This is a genomic window from Tomitella cavernea (assembly GCF_016599145.1).
Taxonomy (GTDB): domain Bacteria; phylum Actinomycetota; class Actinomycetes; order Mycobacteriales; family Mycobacteriaceae; genus Tomitella; species Tomitella cavernae.
In genome coordinates, this window is record NZ_JAENKO010000032.1 from 35,956 (window position 1) to 52,684 (window position 16,729).

A 16,729-nucleotide genomic window follows, 5' to 3' on the forward strand; every position below is an offset into this window, starting at 1 on the left:
GCACGCGGTTGCGGCAGTCATCTCCCGAACAGCGCGCGGCGAGCCGAAGCGAAGTAGGCGACGGCGCGGTCGGCATCGGACTCGGAGGAATCAGGGGCGACCAGGTACGTCCATGTCGCGGACGGCCGCCGCAATCCGAGGTCTTCGATGGTGGCGTCGGCGCGGTCGGCATTTTCGAGCGCGGCCCGGGTCGCGGCGGCCGCCTCCTCTGCCAGTCCCCGGAAGTCCTGCGCGGCCAGGATCGTGAACTCCTCGAGCGGGTCCTGCCGCCCGAGCCGGCGCAGATGGATCCCTTCGCGGATGTCGACCATGCGGTTCATGTGCCGGGTCCAGACACGATCGAGCTGATACAAGACCACCTCCGCGGCGAGGCCGCGACGCGACGGCGCGGTCCACTTTCTCGCGGCATCGGGGTCGTCCGGCCACACGCCGGCCAGGTGGTCGTCGAGCGCGCCAGGCTCGGTGAGCAGGCGTTCGCGCGTGTGCAGGATGCTCAGCCGTTGGTTGTCGGTCACGGTGTGGAATCTGCGGGTCGTGCGGTGCAGCTGCAGGAGGGCGCCTTCGGCGACGCGCTGCGCGTGGGCGTAGAGCCGGTGTGATCGCCGATCGCTCACGAGCCCGTCGTCGTCGACCGACCGCGGCCGCCTCACCGGAGCGACGTTTTCGGTGACGACGGGGTCTGCCAGGCTGGTGTAGAAGACGGTGCGGCCCGGGTCGCCCTGGCGCCCTGCGCGCCCCTGCAATTGCCGGTCCAGCCGCGGGCTGACATAGCGCCCGAGCCCCAGCACCAGCAGTCCCCCGGTGTCGGCGGCTCCTGGACCCAACCGGATGTCGACCCCGCGGCCCGCCATCTGGGTGGACACCGTGACCGCGCCCTTGTGTCCGGCCCGGGCGATCGTGTCGGCCTCGTCGGCGTCGTTCTTCGCGTTGAGGACGGCGGCGTGCACGCCGTGGCCGGCCAGCAGCGCCGCGAATCGCTCGGAGTCGGCGACGCTCCCGGTGCCGACGAGCACCGGTTGCCCCGCGTCGTGCGCCGCACGCACCCGGGCCGCCGCCGCGGTGTCACGCTGCTCGGCGGACGCGTAGAGCAGGTCCGGCTCGTCGATGCGGATCGACGGGTGATGCGTGCCGATCACGCCGGTGTGCAGGTCGAGGTCCTCAGCGAGGCGATCGGCCGCCTCCAACGCGGAGCCGCTCATGCCCGTGATGCCCCGATAACCGCGCACCACTGTCTCCACGAGGATCTGATCGAGCACTTCGGCCTGCGCGGTCACCGCCACGCCTTCCTTGCGTTCGATGGCCGCATGCAGCCCGTCCGGCCAGCGTTGGCGCTGCGCGATCCGCCCGCACGCGTCGTCGATGAGCCGCACCCGCCCTCCGGTGACGACGTAGTCCACATCGCGGTGCACCAGGGCCTGTGCGTGCAGCGCCACATACGCGGCGGTGACCAGGTCGATGCTCTCCTCGGCGTACAGATTGTCCACGCCGAGCCGGTCTTCGAGGAACCGGATGCCCGTGTCGGTCAGCGTCGCGCCGGCGCCGCCGGCGTCCACCTCGTAGTCGACTCCCTCGGTCAATAATGCGACAGCGCCGGCGACCGGAATCTCCGCGGCCGTGTCTGCACCGCTGCCCGCGATCACCAGCGGGACCACGGCGTCGTCGACGAGGACCGCGTCGATCTCGTCGATGACGACCATGTCCAGAGGCGGCAGCAGCCGTTGCGCCTCGACAGTGCGCCGCCGGTCGCGCAGCACGTCGAACCCCACCTGGTGCACCGTCGCGTAGACGACATCGCTGCCGTATGTGCGTCGCCGTTCGATGTCGGTCATGTGCTCGGCGACGGCCGTGACGCTGAGGCCGAACATCTCGTAGAACCCGGCGCCCGCTGCGGCATCGCGCCCTGCGAGATACTCGTTGGCGGTCAGCACGTGCACACGCCGGCCGGCCAGTGCGAATCCTGCGGCGACGAGGAAACCGACGAGGGTCTTCCCCTCGCCGGTGGCCATGTCGGCCACGCGACCACGCAACATGCTGACGGCCGCGAGCAGTTGTTCCGGGTACGGCGCGAGGCCGATCCGCCGGCGGGATACCTCACTGGCGACGGCGAGGTACCGGCTCAAAGCGTCATCGTCGTCGGGATCGAGGCCGGCCCGGGCGCGGGCGGCCTCGGACAGTTCGCCGTCCGTATGCGCCCGCCACGCGGCGGCGCCCTCCACGACATCGGCGACGAGCGGCTCGAACCGGCGCAGGTCCGCGGTCCCCGGGTCGTGGCGCAGCCGGCGCACGGCGGCGGCGACGCGTTCTCCCGGTGACGAGGGTGTGCGCAGCGTTTCGGAAGGCCCCATCGCCCCAGTGTGCACGAGCACGGCGGTGGTCAGCGTCTGCGTGCTGGGCGATTGCAGGTTCGCGGCCGCGTGACGCCCCGGGCCGGTATGTGGACCGAAGAGCGATCCGGTCCGGTAAACAGTGGGGGTGGCCACTCCCATCGAGCAGCTTTCGGCGAAAGAGCGGCGCCAGTCGATGATCATCGCCGCCTTCGGCACGATCGTCGAGTGGTACGACTTCTCGATCTACTTCTACGTCGCCACCATCCTCACGGCCGAGTTCTTCGGCGACGACACCGACTCGATCCTGCTGACCCTCGGGATCGGCGCAGCCGGGTTCTTCTTCCGCCCGCTCGGCGCGATGGTCTTCGGCCACCTCGGCGACCGGGTCGGCCGGCGCCAGGCGCTCGTCGTCTCGGCGGTGCTCATCGCCGTCGCCATGTTCGCCACCGCCGCGCTGCCCGGATACGAGACTGTCGGCATCTGGGGCGGAGTGGGCATGGTGCTGCTGCGCTGCCTCGCCGGGTTCTCCGTGGGCGCCGAATACACCGGCACGATGGTGTATCTCATGGAAACCGCGTCCCCCGGCAAACGGGGGGTCACCACCTCGTGGGCGGCGGCGAACAGCGAGATCGGCTCGCTGCTGGCCGTCGGGCTCGGCGCGCTGTGCGCGAACCTGCTCAGCCCCGAGGCGATGCAGTCGTGGGGCTGGCGCATCCTGTTCGTCGTCGGCGGCGTCCTCGCGGCGATCATGGTGCCGCTGCGCAGCAGGCTTAGCGAAACGCCGACCACCCAACGCCTGCACCAGAACACGCCCACCGACGACAGGGCGGCGAAGGGATCGTGGCGCGAGTCCCCGCTCGTGCTGGTGCTTCTCCACCAGCCGCGGGCGGTGCTCGTCGCCTTCCTCATCTCCTCGATCGGCGCGACCAGCTACTTCCTCAACATCACCTACGTGCCGACCTACCTGGCCGAGGAGGCCGATTTCGCCGACGCGGGCGCGCTCGGCCTCGGCACCATCGCCGCCGTCACCGCCATCGTGGTCACTCCCCTGTTCGGGCTGCTGGCTGACCGGATCGGGCGGAAAGTCTCGTTGGCGATCCTCGTCGGCGGGCTGGTGGTGACGACCATCCCCGTCTACGCGCTGCTGCACTCCCCCTCCGCGGGGCTGAGCATGTCCGCAGCGGCGTTCCTCGCCGTGCCCGCCGCCGGCTGGAGCGCCGTCGCCGCCTCGACGATCCCCGAACAGTTCACCGCAGTGGGCCGCTTCTCCGGCATGGCCATCGGCTACAACATCGCCACCGTCGCCTTCGGCGGGCTCTCACCCCTCATCGCGACGGCTCTCATCTCGGCGACGGGGCTCTCTCTGGCGCCCGCGATCTACGCGACGATCATCATCGCGGCCTGTGGCGTCCCCGCCCTGCTGCTCATGCGCAACCTCGCGCACGCGCGAATCGACGACCTCGACCGCGACGAACTGCTTGTGGGGGTGGAGTCGTAAGCGGCGGGCTACCTCTCGTTCATTCAGCCCGCGGCCGGCCCATAGGCGAATTGCGCGGACATCACCCACAATCCCGGGCACCCTTGACACCTGATGTGCCGTGAGTCACGCTTCTACTCGTAGTAGATACATTCAACTCACCGTTGAGCTCAATGGGCCGGTCCGGAGCCTGCAGCATCCCGCACGTATCCCGGCCGCCGCCTGAGAACTTTCGAAAGGCCCCGCCATGACCACGATCGTTAGTCTCCGCGCGCACAGCCGCAAATCGGCCGATGAGCTCAAGGCTCTCTACGTAGCTGGAGTCGACAAGTTCCGCGCGATGCCCGGCCTGTCGCAGAAGTACTACATCCACAATCCTGAGACAGGGGAGGTCGGCGGGGTGTACATCTTCCACACCCGCGAGGCTGCCGACGCCTATCTGGGTGGCCCTATCCTCGCCAGCGTCGGCGAACGTTACGACGTCGACGGCGAGATCACGCTCGAGGTCGTCGACGTCGACATGACGTTGAGCGCATAGGCCCCCGCTTGCCCACTCGCGTATTCAGGAGGACCTCTGTGCCCAGACAGCAGCCCGGGTCATCGAACAACCGGCGGCTCCGCCTTGCGCAGCGCCCCCGTGGCCGTGTCGATGCCGAAACATGGCGGATCACCGTAGACCCTGTCGAGCCGCTCGACCACGGACGATTCCTGGTGCGCACCAGCCACATTTCCATCGATCCCGCAATGCGCCGTTGGCTGAACGACGTCCGCAGCTACGTGCCGCCGGTCGGCATAGGTGAGGTGATGCGGGCGCACGCTGTAGGCGAGGTGACCGCATCGCGGCATCCGGATTTCCCCGTCGGAACGCACGTGTTCGGCGATTTCGGCGTCGCCGAGTACGCGGAGTCCGACGGTGAGGGGGTGACGGTCATTGACCCCGCCCTCGCGCCCGCGCCCGTGTGGCTCGGCGCATTGGGGCTGCCCGGTATGACGGCTTACTTCGGCCTCACCGACGTCGGCGGCCTGCGCCCCGGAGACACCCTGGTCATCTCCGGCGCTGCCGGGGCCGTGGGTTCGATCGCGGGCCAGATCGGCAAGCTCATGGGGTGCCGCGTGATCGGCATCGCGGGCGGCCCGGACAAGTGTGCGTGGTTGACCGACGAGCTTGGGTTCGATGCTGCCATCGACTACAAGCGGGGCTCCATCGACGCTGCCCTGCGCACCGCCGCGCCGGACGGCGTCGACGTGTACTTCGACAACGTCGGCGGCGATATTCTCGATTCGGTGCTCGGCCAGATCAACGTCTTCGCCCGTGTGGTGCTCTGCGGCGCGATCTCGCAGTACAACGCGGAGTCGCCGAGCCCTGGGCCGTCGCGTTACCTGTCCCTTCTGGTGCGGCGCGCCAAGATGCAGGGCCTGATCATCTTCGACTACACCGACCGCTATCCCGAGGCCGTTGCGGCACTGTCGAACTGGCTACGACGCGGCGGACTCATCGCTCGCACTCATCTGGCCGACGGAGGCATCGAGGACTTCGGCGACACCCTCAACCTCCTCTTCGACGGGGCCAACACCGGCAAACTCGTGCTGCAACTGACCCACAACCCCACAGACAAGGACGTCTCATGACCGACTCCGTCCCCTCCGGCTACCGGCTCGACGGAAAGCTGGCCCTGGTCACCGGCGGCGGCCGCGGGATCGGAAGAATGATCACCCGCGGGCTCCTCGACCAGGGTGCGCGCGTCGTGATCAGCAGTCGCAAACAAGCCGACCTCGACGCCACCGTCGCGGAACTGTCTTCCCGCGGCGACGTGAGCGCGTTCGTCGCCGATCTGTCCACCGAGCAGGGCGTGCAGAACCTTGCAGCCCACGTGCAGGGGTTATCCGACACGCTGCATGTGCTGGTCAACAACGCCGGCGCCAACTGGGGCGCCGGCATCGACGACTTCCCCGCGTCCGCCTGGGACCGTGTGCTCTCGGTCAATGTGAAGGGCGTGTTCGGCCTCACCCAGGCCTTGCTGCCGCAGCTGCGCGCGGCGTCCACCGACGACGACCCGGCGAGAGTGATCAACATCGGCAGCATCGACGGGCTCCGCGCCCCGGCCCCGGGCATCAACAACTTCTCGTACTCCGCCAGCAAGGCGGGCGTGCACATGGTCACCCAGCACCTGGCGACCACGCTCGCGCCGCGCATCCTGGTCAACGCGATCGCGCCCGGTCCGTTCGAGACCAAGATGACCGAAGTCCTGATGAAGAACGGCCGCGAGGCCCTGGAGTCGCACGTACCGCTGCGCAGAATCGGCCGCCCCGCGGACATCAGCGGCACCGTGGAGTTCCTCACCGGCCCCGGCAGCACCTACATCACCGGTGCGATCCTGCCGCTCGATGGCGGTATCGTCGCCGGCCGGTAGACCCCCGGGACCGGTCCCGGCCCGGTCTGCACGGGCCGGGTCCGGTCCTGCGTCCGAGTCGAGGCACAGAGCCGAGCCAGGCCCGTGGCCACGATGGTGGCGGCAGGCCTGGCTCGACTCTGTGTCCATCGCGCCTACGTGCGCGCCAACGCCGCGCCGATGGCATCGACTGCCTGAGGGATCAGCTCACGCCTGGTAGCGAAGTTGAACCGGATGTGGCCGGCACAGCCCGCACCGAAGGTCGCCCCGTTGCTGATCGCGACCTCGGCGTTGTCGATAAGGAATCGCTGAACGTCGCCTTCGGGCGCAGCCGGGCCCAGATCGATCCATCCGAAGTACGTCGCTTCCGGCGAGGCGACCCGCGCTGATGGCAGCGCGCGGTCGACCGCGTCGAGCATCACCTGCCGATTGCCATCGAGATAGTGGACGACCGACGCCAGCCATTCGTCCCCGCGCTCGTAGGCGGCGATGTTCGCAGCCACTCCGGTGACCGCCGCACCGTGCGTGACGAAAATTCCCAGTTCGTCCAGGACGGCGCGCTGGCGCTCTCCGCCCGCGATCATCTGCGCGCACTTGAGCCCCGGGATGTTGAAAGCCTTCGACGCCGACGTGGACGTGACGCAGTGCTCGGCCGCGTACCCGCCCAACGATGCATACGGCACATGCTGCGCGCCGTCGAATGTGAAGGGCGCATGCACCTCGTCGGAGAAGACCGTCCCGCCGTGGCGCTCGACGATCTCGGCGAGCGCCGTCTGCTCCTCACGGGTGTAGACCTTGCCCACCGGATTATGCGGGTTGCACAACACCAGCAGTCCGCCTCCGCCGGCGAACGCCGCGTCGACCGCGGGGAAATCGATCAGCCATTCACGCCCCTCCTGCAGCAACGGGACTTCGACCACCTCGCGGCCCGTCACGCCCGCGATGGCGAAGAACGGCCCGTAAGCGGGGGTCAGCAGCACGATCTTTCCGCCGGGCCGGCTCAAGTGTGTGATGGCGAACTCGTAGGCGCGGATGACGTCGGCCACTGGGTACACCGCCGCCGGGTCCGGACGCCACCCGTAGCGCCTGGCGTACATTTCAGCGGTCGCATCCTTGAGTGCGTCCTCCATCCAGGCGGGGGTGTAGCCGAGCACGCCGCGCCGGACCACTTCGTCTATGGCGTCCGCGACCGGTTCGGCCACCCCGAAGTCCATCTCGGCGACGAAGGCTGCGAGCGTTCCTGGGTACTTCGTCCACTTCATCGAGCCTGCAGCGCGCAGCTGCGGAACCGTCACCGCGCCATAGTCCGGCGTGCGGCCGACCACCGTCGCCGCCCTGTTCCGTTGCGCATGTTCCTGGCCGTCATGGACGACAGACATACCGTTCCTCATTCTCCGACTCCGTCGGTATTCATGGGCTCACTGTCGCCTGTGCAGGCGGGAGCCCGTACGCATTGCAGAAGCCGCGCGGGTGCTTCGGCCCGGCTGTATCAGCTGTCGCCGTTGATTTCTTTGAGGTAGTTGTAGATGGTGAATCGGGTGACCTCGAGTTCCTGGGCCACCTGCTCCACGGAGTTCTTGAGCTGGAAGATCCCGCGCGCCTGCAGCCCGCGGACCACCTCGACCTTGTGCGACTTCTTCATCAACGGCACCGGTACCCCGGCAGCCTCGATTTCGCGCCGGATCATGAGCTCCGACAGCTCGTCGAGATCCGCCATGAATGTGTCCGTGCCACGCTTGACCGGTGGACGTTCATCCGCAGGCGGGATCTGACGCGTGCCGGCCTCATCCCGGCCGGGCCCCCGGCCCGGGGACTTGACCGCGTCCGGGCCCTGCACGGCACCCAGCATGGACTTGACCACGTGGTCGATCTGCTGCCACAGAGATACGTCGGTGTTGATGCACAGCGCGGCCACCGCAGTGCCGGCGATGTCGTGGATGATCATGGTCGACGAGCGCACCCAGCGCCCGTCCGCCAGCGTGCTTTCAAAGGTGACCAGTTCGCCGTCGACGATCTCCGTGAGTTTCTCGACGAACACCGCCCCAGCGGTGTTGCCCACCGATCTGCCGGACAACGAGCCATGGATCGCGACGATCGAGTTCGGCATCCTGCTCAGGTCGTGGAGCACCACCTCGGTACCGGAGGGCAACGCGCGCCCCAGAACGTCCACGAACCCCGTGAACAACGTGATCAGCCGCTCGCCGTCCATTGTCCTGCCGATCGACGCCGACACCGATACGTCGTCATGGTCCATCGCCTCGGTCATCTCCACTCCCCGTCGTCGTTCCTGTCAGTTGCCTGCGACGTCGGCGAACGCTCGCAGAAAGGCGTCGTTGTCGGACTCGCAGCCCACCGTCACGCGCAGACCCAGGCCTGGATACGGGCGTGTGATCACCCCACGCCGCTCGAGGCCGTGCGCCCACTGCACCGCCCGGTCCGAGGCGATCCACAGAAAGTTCGCTGCTGAATCGGCCACGTCGAACCCGCGGCGGCGAAGCTCCTCGGTGAGGCGCGTCCGTTCGTCCACGACCTCCGTGAGTCTGCGCCGGAACTCCGGTTGCACCCGCGGGTGCAGCGACGCCAGCGCCGCCGCTTCCGCGGACCGGGAGACCGAGAACGGTGAGGTCACCCTGCGCAGGGCCGCGCCGATGTCCGGGTCGGCCACGGCATATCCGATACGCGCGCCCGCCAGTCCGTACGCCTTGGAGAAGGTTCGCAGCACCACCAGATTGGGGTGCGAATCCACCAGGTCCATGCCCCGAACCGTATCCGGATTCGTGTCGAATTCGGCGTACGCCTCGTCGAGCACCACCAGTGTCTCCCCGGATACCGCCGACATCAGCCGCGCCACGTCGTCCGCGGCAAGCGCCGTCGACGTCGGATTGTGCGGGCTGCACAGGAACACAACGCGGGTGCGCGGGCCCACCGCCGCGGTCATCGCGTCCACATCCAAACCGGGTCCCGCCGGAGAAGACTGCCCCAGCACCGGCACGCCGATGAAGCGCGCCCCCGCGATCTCGGCGGCCATCCGGTAGGCGGAGAACGCCGGTACCGGAGCGATCACCTCGTCACCCGGGTCGCACGTCGCCTCGACGACGCTGCGGCACAACTGCAGCGAGCCGCCGGCCGGGGCGATCGCGCCGGGGTCGACGCCGAGCCGTTCCCCCAGAGCGGCGCGCAAGTCGTCCGCATAAGGCGTCGGATACCGGTTGAGTTCGGTTTCCCTGGTCAACGCCTCGATCACTCCCGGCAAAGGTGGGTACGGCGATTCGTTGCCGGAGAGTTTCACCGAGTGTGCCGGACCTCCCTGCGCGGCGATGAGCGCTGGGGTACGCCCCGCACTGTAGTCCGGCAGCGCCTCGACAGCGGCCCTGATCCGCACGCCCGTCCTCATCGCCCCACCGACGAGACAACCGTATCGATGCCGTTCTGCGTCACGCGCCGACCACCGACCATCACCATGCGCACCTTCTCCCACGCGTCCAATCCTGCGAGCGGATCGCCGTTAAGGGCGACAAGGTCGGCACGCGCGCCCACCTGCACCGTGCCCGTCTGTGCCCCCAGCCCGCAGGCCTCGGCTCCACCTGCGGTGGCCGCAGACAGGATCTCCGGCATGCTCCATCCCGCGGCGTCGAGCAGCCGCAGCCCGTCCACGTACGCGTCGACGGGCATCGGATGCCCGCCTGACTCCAGGCCCGAATCGGTGCCGACGGCCAGCCGCACGCCCTGTTCGCGGAAAGCGGCCAAGCGCGCCAGGAATCCTTCGAGCCACGGCCCGAGCCCGGCGCGCAGGCGCCACATGCCGCCCGACATCGTGGGGCACACGATGATGCCCGCCTCCGCGATCGCTTCGACCACCCGGGAATCCGGCACGGCGACGCCGGCGAGACCTTCCTCGCCCATGAACGAGCAGTGCTCGATGCTCGTCACCCCGGCGGTGACGCAGTCGCGGATGCCGTCGATCCCGTGCGCGTGCGCCGCGACGAAGCCGCCCTTGGCCTGCGCCTCGTCCACGGCGACGCGGATCTCGCGGGCGGTGTACTGCGATTTCCACAGCGGCACCGAGTTGGTGAGACTTCCGCCGGTGGCCATGATCTTGAGCCCGTCGGCACCGGCACGGAAGTTCTCCCGCGCCACCCGCCGGATGCCGGCCTCGTCGTCCGCCTCGCCGCCCATGTACCAGCAGTGGCCGCCGGTCTGGGTGATCGGGCGCGTGGCTGCGCGGATCCGCGGACCGACCGCCATCCCCGCGTCGATCGCGTCGCGCAGCGTCACGTCCAGAAAGCCCCGCCCGCCGAGTTCGCGCACCGTGGTCACGCCGACCGAGACGAGCTTGCGCGCATTCTCCGCCATGCGCAGCAGCAACTGCCGGTCCTGCTCTCCACCACTGCCCTCGGGAGTCATGGTCGAATCGAAGCCCAGGTGCACGTGCGCATCGACGAAGCCCGGCATCACGGAGGCACCCGGCAGGTCGATCGCCGGGGCTCCGTCGCCGCCCGCAGACCCGTCGGCGACGCCCATCGGCCGCAGTTCCGCTATACGGCCGTCGCGCACCACGATCTCGGTGCGTTCGAGCGTCTCCCGGCCATGGTCGCCGCCGGTCACCACGCGATCCGGGCGCAGGATCGTCACACCCGTGGGCGGCGCGGTCACGCCCCGGCCTCCGTTCGGGCCGCGTGCGCCGCGGCCCCGTCCGCGGCGGCCTGGCGCAGCACCCTCTTGAGGATCTTGCCGTTGGGGCTCTTGGGCAGGCTCTCGACGATGTGCACCCGGCGGGGGTACTTGTAGGCGGCGACGCTGTCCTTCACGAACTCACGGATCTCGTCCGGCGTCGCCTGCGCACCGGGTCGGAGGGCGACCGCGGCCACGACCTCCTCGCCGAGGCGCTCGTCGGGTTCGCCGAACACCGCCGCCTCCAGCACGGCCGGATGCGCATAGAGCACCTCCTCGACCTCCCGAGGATAGATGTTGTAGCCCCCGCGGATGACCAGGTCCTTTTTGCGGTCGACGATGAACAGGTACCCGTCCTCGTCGCGGTAGCCGAGGTCGCCGGTGCCGAACCAGCCATCGCGGATCACCTCCGCGGTCTTCTCCGGCTGACGGAAATACCCCTTCATCACATTGTGACCACGGAAGTGCAGCTCGCCGACGTTCGCCGCGCCGGCCGGCAGCTCCTCGCCGGATTCGTCGACGATGCGGACCTCGACGCCCCAGATCGGCTTGCCGATCGAACCCGCACGGCGGTCCTGACGGCTGCGGCTGGCAGTGACGACGCTCGCGGATTCGGTGGATCCGTACCCCTCGAGCAGGACCGCGGCCGGGAACTGTCCCTCGAAGTCCTCCAGTGAGCGACCGGGCATCGGCGCGCCCCCGGAGATGCCGCACCTCAGCGTCGGCAGGTCGATACGCTCTGCCGCCGCGGCCTGGCGCACCGCGATGAACATCGTGGGCACCCCGAAGAACACGCTCACCGCATGGCGCGCTGCCTCGGCGAGCACGGCCGACGGCTCGAAGCGCGGTATCAGCACCACCGGCGAGCCGAAGCGCAGCGCCGTGTTCAGCACGCTCGACAAGCCGAACACATGGAAGAACGGCAGCGCGCCCAGGATCACGTCGTCCGGACCGATACCGACCCGTTCCCCGGCGATCGTGCAGTTCATGTACAGCTGGAAATGGGTCAGTTCGGCGCCCTTGGGCCGTCCGGTGGTGCCGGAGGTGTAGATGATCACGGCGGTGTCCTGCGGCGCGGTCGGTTCCGGTCGCTCCAGCGGTTCGCCCGCGAGCAGCTCGTCGAAGGCGACGAGCCGCTCGGCGTTCTCGTCGGCCGCTCCCGCCGCGCCAACGTACACGATCGGCAGTTGCGGCAGTCCGGCTTCGACGCGGGCCGCAAGCGCCCCTTCGAGACCGTCGCCACTGGTGATCAGAAGGGACGCCCCGGAATCGGACAACTGATGGGCCACCTCCCCGGGGCGCAGCAGCGGATTGAGCGGCACCGTCACCAGCCCCGCCCGCAACGCGCCCAGGTAGCTGTGAACGAACTCGGGGCCGTTCGGCAGTTGCACGGCGACGCGGCTGCCGCGCTCGAACCCCTGGGCTGCGAGCCACCCGGCGACCCGGGCGGACGCACGGTCCACCTCCTCGTTCGTCAACGTGGTGTCGCCGCAGTACAGCAGCGGAGCCTGCGGCCGCGCGATGCGGGACTCGACCAGCATCGTGGCGAGATTGAACGACACGGCGATCCTTTCGGTCGGGCGGGGCTGGTGGAGACGGCTATTCGCTCAGCGTCATCTGGACGTCGAGCACCTCGACAGCGAGCTCGCCTTCGATGCCGTAGCGCTCACGGACGCTGCCGACGATGGGACCGTTGACGTAGTCGTCCGCCGCCTGGCGCGTGTGGAAGATGTAGATGCCGCCGACCAGGCCGGTGGACGGGTCCTTGACGTAGTACTTCTGGCTGAGTCCGGGCAGGGCGCGGAACTTCTCCAGACCCGCGTGGGACAGCTGCGTCAGCTCGTCCTCGCTCTTGTTGCTGCGGAAGCGCATGGAGACCACTGCGGCCATTAACTTTTCCTTTCGTGACGTCGGCTGGTCCCGGGATGGGCCGGCCGGTGGATCTGCGGGATGGCAGGCGGGTGACGATCCGGCGGATCAGTGCCCGGTAGGCGGGTTCACCTCGCACCGGTCCACGGCGTAGTTGCCCAGATGCCAACGGTCCAGGATCTGCTGGTATTGCCCGCTATCGATGGCGTGATTGATGGCATCACACACCGGCTGCGCCAGTCCGCTGCCCTTCTTCGTGACGATGCCGATGAGCGAATCCTCCTTCGGCAGTGGGAAGTAGCCGGCCACGCGAACATCGGCGTCGTCCTGCGCAGCCCGGTAGTCGGCGACGGCGCCGATCGTCAGGTAGGCGTCGACCTTGCCGGACTTCAGGGCAAGGTACGACGATGACGTCTCGCCGTAGCCCTTGATGTCGATCGGCTCCAGGCCCTTCCCTGTGACCTCCGCGTTCCACTGGTCGAGCAGGCCTGCCTGGGCGGTGCCCGGCTTGATCGCCACCGTCTTGCCCGCCAGGTCCTCGGGGCCGTCGACGGTGAGGTCCGAGCCCTTCTCGGTGAGGAAGGCGTACTTGTTCACCGCGAACGAGGACATGTCGTACTTCTCCTCGCGGTCCTTGTTGATGTCGATCTGCGAGACGAGGATGTCGTATTTGCCGGATTCGAGGCCCAGGAACGCCCCTTCGAACGAGTCCTTCTTGTCCACCTTCTCCAGGCCGAACGTCCCGGCGATGAGATCCTCGATATCCGGGAGCAGGCCGATGAGCGTGGGGTCGTCGACCGAGCTGAACGCGATCGGAGGGTATTGGCTCTGGCCCGTGCCCTGTCCGAATACGAGCTGCCCGGCATCCCGGTACTGCTGAGGAACCTGCGACGCGATCGAGTCGACCTTTTCCACCTGCACGCCGCCGGAGGCCGTGTCGGCCGCAGCAGCGACGTCGCCGGCGCTGCTGCCGCACGCTGCAATCAGCCCGGCGGAGGCGAGCAAGGCGGTGATCCCGAGCGTGCTGCGCAATCCAGTTCTCGGCATAGAAGTGTTCCCCTTCGTCAGGGTGGAGGGGTTCCGATGCGGGTGCGCCGAAAACCATGCTGGAGGTGGTGTTTTCACAACACCTTGGACAGGAAGTCGGCGGTCCGCGGTTCCCGCGGATTGCTCAGAACCTGGTCGGGCGGGCCGGATTCGACAACCTCGCCGTCGTCCATGAACACGACATTGGTGGCGACCTCACGGGCGAACCCGATCTCGTGAGTGACCACGATCATCGTCGTGCCTGCCCGAGCGAGGTCCTTCATCACCTGCAGGACGTCTCCCACCAGCTCCGGATCCAGTGCGGAAGTGGGCTCGTCGAACAGAATCAATGCGGGATCGACGGCCAGCGCGCGGGCGATGGCGACGCGTTGCTGCTGCCCGCCGGACAGCTGACGCGGGTGCGCGAACTCCTTGTCCGCCAGCCCCACGACCGCGAGGACCTCCCGGGCGCGCTCCTCTGCACGGGAGCGCGACACACCATGCACCGAGACCAGCGCCTCGGTGACGTTGTCCAGGATGGTCAGGTTCTGGAACAGGTTGAACCCCTGGAACACGAAGCCGATATTCGCGCGCTGGCGCAGGATCTCGCGGGGCCGCAGCTCGTGCAGCCGCCCGCGGTGCCTGCGGTAGCCGATCAGTTCGCCGTCCACCTTGGTGTAGCCACGGTCGAAACGCTCCAGGTGATTGATGCCACGCAGCAGTGTCGACTTGCCGGAGCCGGACGGGCCGAGGATCACCGTCACATCGCCCTTGTCGACGGTCATGCTCACGCCTTTGAGCACGTCGACCGCGCCGAAGCTCTTGTGGACGTCGTGGATCTCTACCAGTGCCATGGTGTCCTACTTCCTGATTGCGCCGGAGACCCACGTGCGCAGACGTTGCATCGGGGTCGGAGGAAGGTTGCGCACCGCACCGCGGGCGAAGTACCGCTCGATGTAGAACTGGCCGATCGACATGATCGTGACGAACACGACGTACCAGAACGTGGCCACCAGCAGCAGCGGGATGATGCGGTTGTTGATCCCGTAGATGACCTGAACGCGGTAGAACAGGTCGCCGATCGCCAGCACGAAGACCACGGAGGTCTGCTTGAGAAGGCTGATCGTCTCGTTGGCTGCAGTGGGGATGATCGTCCGCATCGCCTGCGGCAGGATGATCCTGCGGAACTGCCGCAGCCCGGGGATCCCGAGCGCATTCGCGGCCTCGATCTGCCCCTGGTCCACCGACAGCAGCCCTGATCGGACGATCTCGGCCGCGTAGGCGGCCTGATGCAGGCTCAGGCCGATCACCGCCGCGCCCATGCTGCTGATCAGCCCTACGGTCTCTGTCTGGTAGGCCGGGCCGAACGGCAGGTGTATGCCGAGCGTCGGGTAGAGGTAGGCGAGGTTGCCCCAGATCAGCAGCTGCACCACCAGCGGTATCGAGCGGAACAGCCAGGTGAACGCCCAGCTCGTGGTGGCGAGCACGGGATTGCCGGACATCCGCATCATCGCGATGACCATGCCGCCGGCGAACCCGAACACCGAGGCCATCGCCGTCAGCTCCAGGGTGACGACGATCGCCGACATGATGCTCTGGTCGAAGACGAACGAGCCGAAGGTCTCCCAGTCCCATGCCTTGTTGATCCAGGCGTCGCGGACGAACAATGCCAGCAGGAACAGGATGAGCAGCCCGGCCGCGACCCGCCACGGGTACTTCGCCCGTACGACCGGCAGCGAGGCCACCTTGTCGACCTGCAGATCATCTGAGGGCACCGCAGCATCGCCGGCGGCGTATTGCGGGCTCTCCGGCCTCCGCAGTACCTGCATGCTTCCCCTTCCGAATCTCCGGTGGTGCCGTTGCCGGCGGGCGACTCCGCGTCGTAGATTTGACAGCGGGTGCACGCCAGCACCATCAATCAACATTATGTTGACTTCTGCAACGTTCTGTTCAAGAGTGGCGTACGCCACAGCGGAAGTCAAGGGGTGACTTCCGCTCTGCCCACCCGGTGTCGGATGTCAGCGATCGGACATGGAGGCGTCGATACGGAAACGTCGGATCTCGACGTCCCCGTGGACGGCGTACACCTCGGGGATCTGCGCGACCGTCGGGCTGCCGAGGTTGGCCTCGCGATGTTCCTCGTCGGCCCACACGTAGACGCCGCCCACCCTGCCCGTGCGGGCATCGGCGACCCGGTACACGCGGCACAACCCGCGCATCGCCTCGTAGACGCCTACCGACGCCGCCGACATCGCCTGCAGTCTCTCCACGGAATGCCCGCTGCGGAATCGCACCGACCCGATGGCTTGCCCCTGCTCGCACCTTCAGGCCCTTCCAGGTAGGAAGACACGTCGAGCAGTTCGGCGTCGGACCCGCCGGCCGACCCCAGGGCCGTGGGCATCGAGGCGCCCAACGGTGATGCCTCGAACGCTTGCCGTGCGTTACGAGACCGGGTCGGTGATCGTCACCTCGAACCTGCCGTTCAGCCGGTGGGGAGAGACCCTCGGCGACGACGTCGTCGCCTCCGCGACGATCGACCGGATCGTGCACCACGCGCACGTGATCAGCCTCGACGGCGACTCCTACCGCACCCGGGCACACCGCAACCACGACAGCTAACAACCAGCATCAGCACCAGCAAGGGGGTCAAAATTCGCCCGGCATTGACCCGTTGATGGCGGCGTTCGCCACGAAGCAGGCGATCGTCGATGAGAAAGCGGCCCGGGCCGCGGTCACCGAGGCCGGGCAGGACTGACCCCACCAGTCCCGTCAATGCGGCGAGGACACCGCCAGCATGCCGACAACGGCCCCGCCCAAGATCCTGGGCGGGGCCGTTGATGACGCTCGTTGAAATTCCCCAGTTGTGCTCACCGAAATTCCCCAGTCTGGGTCGCTCCGTCGCATGAGGCGGGCCTCCCTGGATGCTGGTGGTCTCTGACCACACACCAGCCTTCCAGGGAGGCCCTACG

The 16,729-nt window shown here is 68.1% G+C and carries 15 protein-coding genes and 1 pseudogene; 5 read left to right on the forward strand and 11 right to left on the reverse strand.

Features of this window, described 5'->3' with window-relative positions; genetic code table 11:
* Positions 1 to 17 precede the first annotated feature (17 nt).
* A complete protein-coding gene (locus JJ683_RS12215) occupies positions 18 to 2,528 on the reverse strand; it encodes a preprotein translocase subunit SecA (RefSeq protein ID WP_200174458.1) in 2,511 nt (836 codons plus the stop codon).
* Here JJ683_RS12215 and JJ683_RS12220 point away from each other — a divergent pair.
* From JJ683_RS12220 to JJ683_RS12235, 4 genes are all read left to right on the forward strand, one after another.
* Positions 2,473 to 3,825, forward strand: coding sequence for an MFS transporter (locus JJ683_RS12220; RefSeq protein ID WP_307810892.1), 1,353 nt, complete (start codon positions 2,473 to 2,475; stop codon positions 3,823 to 3,825). The two genes, JJ683_RS12215 and JJ683_RS12220, sit on opposite strands and share 56 nt — an antisense overlap.
* 226 nt (positions 3,826 to 4,051) lie before the next feature.
* Positions 4,052 to 4,342, forward strand: a complete 291-nt coding sequence (locus tag JJ683_RS12225) for a YdhR family protein (protein ID WP_200174459.1) — start codon at positions 4,052 to 4,054, stop codon at positions 4,340 to 4,342.
* 38 nt (positions 4,343 to 4,380) lie between these two features.
* On the forward strand, positions 4,381 to 5,433 hold the full coding sequence (locus tag JJ683_RS12230; RefSeq protein WP_200174461.1) for an NADP-dependent oxidoreductase: 1,053 nt from the start codon (positions 4,381 to 4,383) through the stop codon (positions 5,431 to 5,433).
* The gene (locus JJ683_RS12235) at positions 5,430 to 6,215 is read left to right on the forward strand and encodes an SDR family NAD(P)-dependent oxidoreductase (RefSeq protein ID WP_200174463.1); all 786 of its coding nucleotides are present in this window, start codon (positions 5,430 to 5,432) and stop codon (positions 6,213 to 6,215) included. The genes JJ683_RS12230 and JJ683_RS12235 overlap by 4 nt, the downstream gene beginning before the upstream one ends.
* A gap of 134 nt (positions 6,216 to 6,349) precedes the next feature.
* On the opposite strand, the gene JJ683_RS12240 is transcribed toward JJ683_RS12235, so the two are convergent.
* The 10 genes from JJ683_RS12240 to JJ683_RS12285 all read right to left on the reverse strand — a co-directional run bounded on the left by JJ683_RS12240 (position 6,350) and on the right by JJ683_RS12285 (position 16,030).
* Positions 6,350 to 7,573, reverse strand: a complete 1,224-nt coding sequence (locus tag JJ683_RS12240) for a MalY/PatB family protein (RefSeq protein ID WP_200174465.1) — start codon at positions 7,571 to 7,573, stop codon at positions 6,350 to 6,352.
* Between the two features lie 110 nt (positions 7,574 to 7,683).
* Positions 7,684 to 8,460 (reverse strand): helix-turn-helix transcriptional regulator, encoded by a 777-nt coding sequence (locus JJ683_RS12245; RefSeq protein WP_200174466.1) that lies wholly within the window; start codon positions 8,458 to 8,460, stop codon positions 7,684 to 7,686.
* Between the two features lie 24 nt (positions 8,461 to 8,484).
* Positions 8,485 to 9,576 carry a histidinol-phosphate transaminase gene (hisC, locus tag JJ683_RS12250; RefSeq protein WP_200174467.1) on the reverse strand — a complete coding sequence of 364 codons (1,092 nt, stop codon included), beginning with the start codon at positions 9,574 to 9,576 and terminating at the stop codon, positions 8,485 to 8,487.
* Between the two features lie 8 nt (positions 9,577 to 9,584).
* Entirely contained in the window at positions 9,585 to 10,847 is a 1,263-nt protein-coding gene (locus tag JJ683_RS12255; RefSeq protein ID WP_200174468.1) for an amidohydrolase family protein, read from the reverse strand.
* The gene (locus JJ683_RS12260) at positions 10,844 to 12,427 is read right to left on the reverse strand and encodes a long-chain-fatty-acid--CoA ligase (RefSeq protein ID WP_200174469.1); all 1,584 of its coding nucleotides are present in this window, start codon (positions 12,425 to 12,427) and stop codon (positions 10,844 to 10,846) included. The genes JJ683_RS12255 and JJ683_RS12260 overlap by 4 nt, the downstream gene beginning before the upstream one ends.
* A 37-nt stretch (positions 12,428 to 12,464) precedes the next feature.
* A complete protein-coding gene (locus JJ683_RS12265) occupies positions 12,465 to 12,755 on the reverse strand; it encodes a YdhR family protein (protein ID WP_200174470.1) in 291 nt (96 codons plus the stop codon).
* Positions 12,756 to 12,842: 87 nt separating this feature from the next.
* Positions 12,843 to 13,781, reverse strand: a complete 939-nt coding sequence (locus JJ683_RS12270) for a transporter substrate-binding domain-containing protein (RefSeq protein ID WP_200174472.1) — start codon at positions 13,779 to 13,781, stop codon at positions 12,843 to 12,845.
* A gap of 74 nt (positions 13,782 to 13,855) precedes the next feature.
* Entirely contained in the window at positions 13,856 to 14,614 is a 759-nt protein-coding gene (locus JJ683_RS12275) for an amino acid ABC transporter ATP-binding protein (RefSeq protein ID WP_242474662.1), read from the reverse strand.
* Positions 14,615 to 14,620: 6 nt separating this feature from the next.
* Entirely contained in the window at positions 14,621 to 15,589 is a 969-nt protein-coding gene (locus tag JJ683_RS12280; protein ID WP_200174473.1) for an amino acid ABC transporter permease, read from the reverse strand.
* A 189-nt stretch (positions 15,590 to 15,778) separates the two neighbouring features.
* Complete coding sequence (locus JJ683_RS12285; protein ID WP_200174474.1) at positions 15,779 to 16,030, reverse strand: hypothetical protein; 252 nt, start codon at positions 16,028 to 16,030, stop codon at positions 15,779 to 15,781.
* Between the two features lie 166 nt (positions 16,031 to 16,196).
* On the opposite strand from JJ683_RS12285, the pseudogene JJ683_RS12290 reads away from it, so the two are divergent.
* Positions 16,197 to 16,379, forward strand: a pseudogene (locus tag JJ683_RS12290) (ATP-binding protein); the annotation flags it as partial.
* Positions 16,380 to 16,729: the final 350 nt, after the last annotated feature.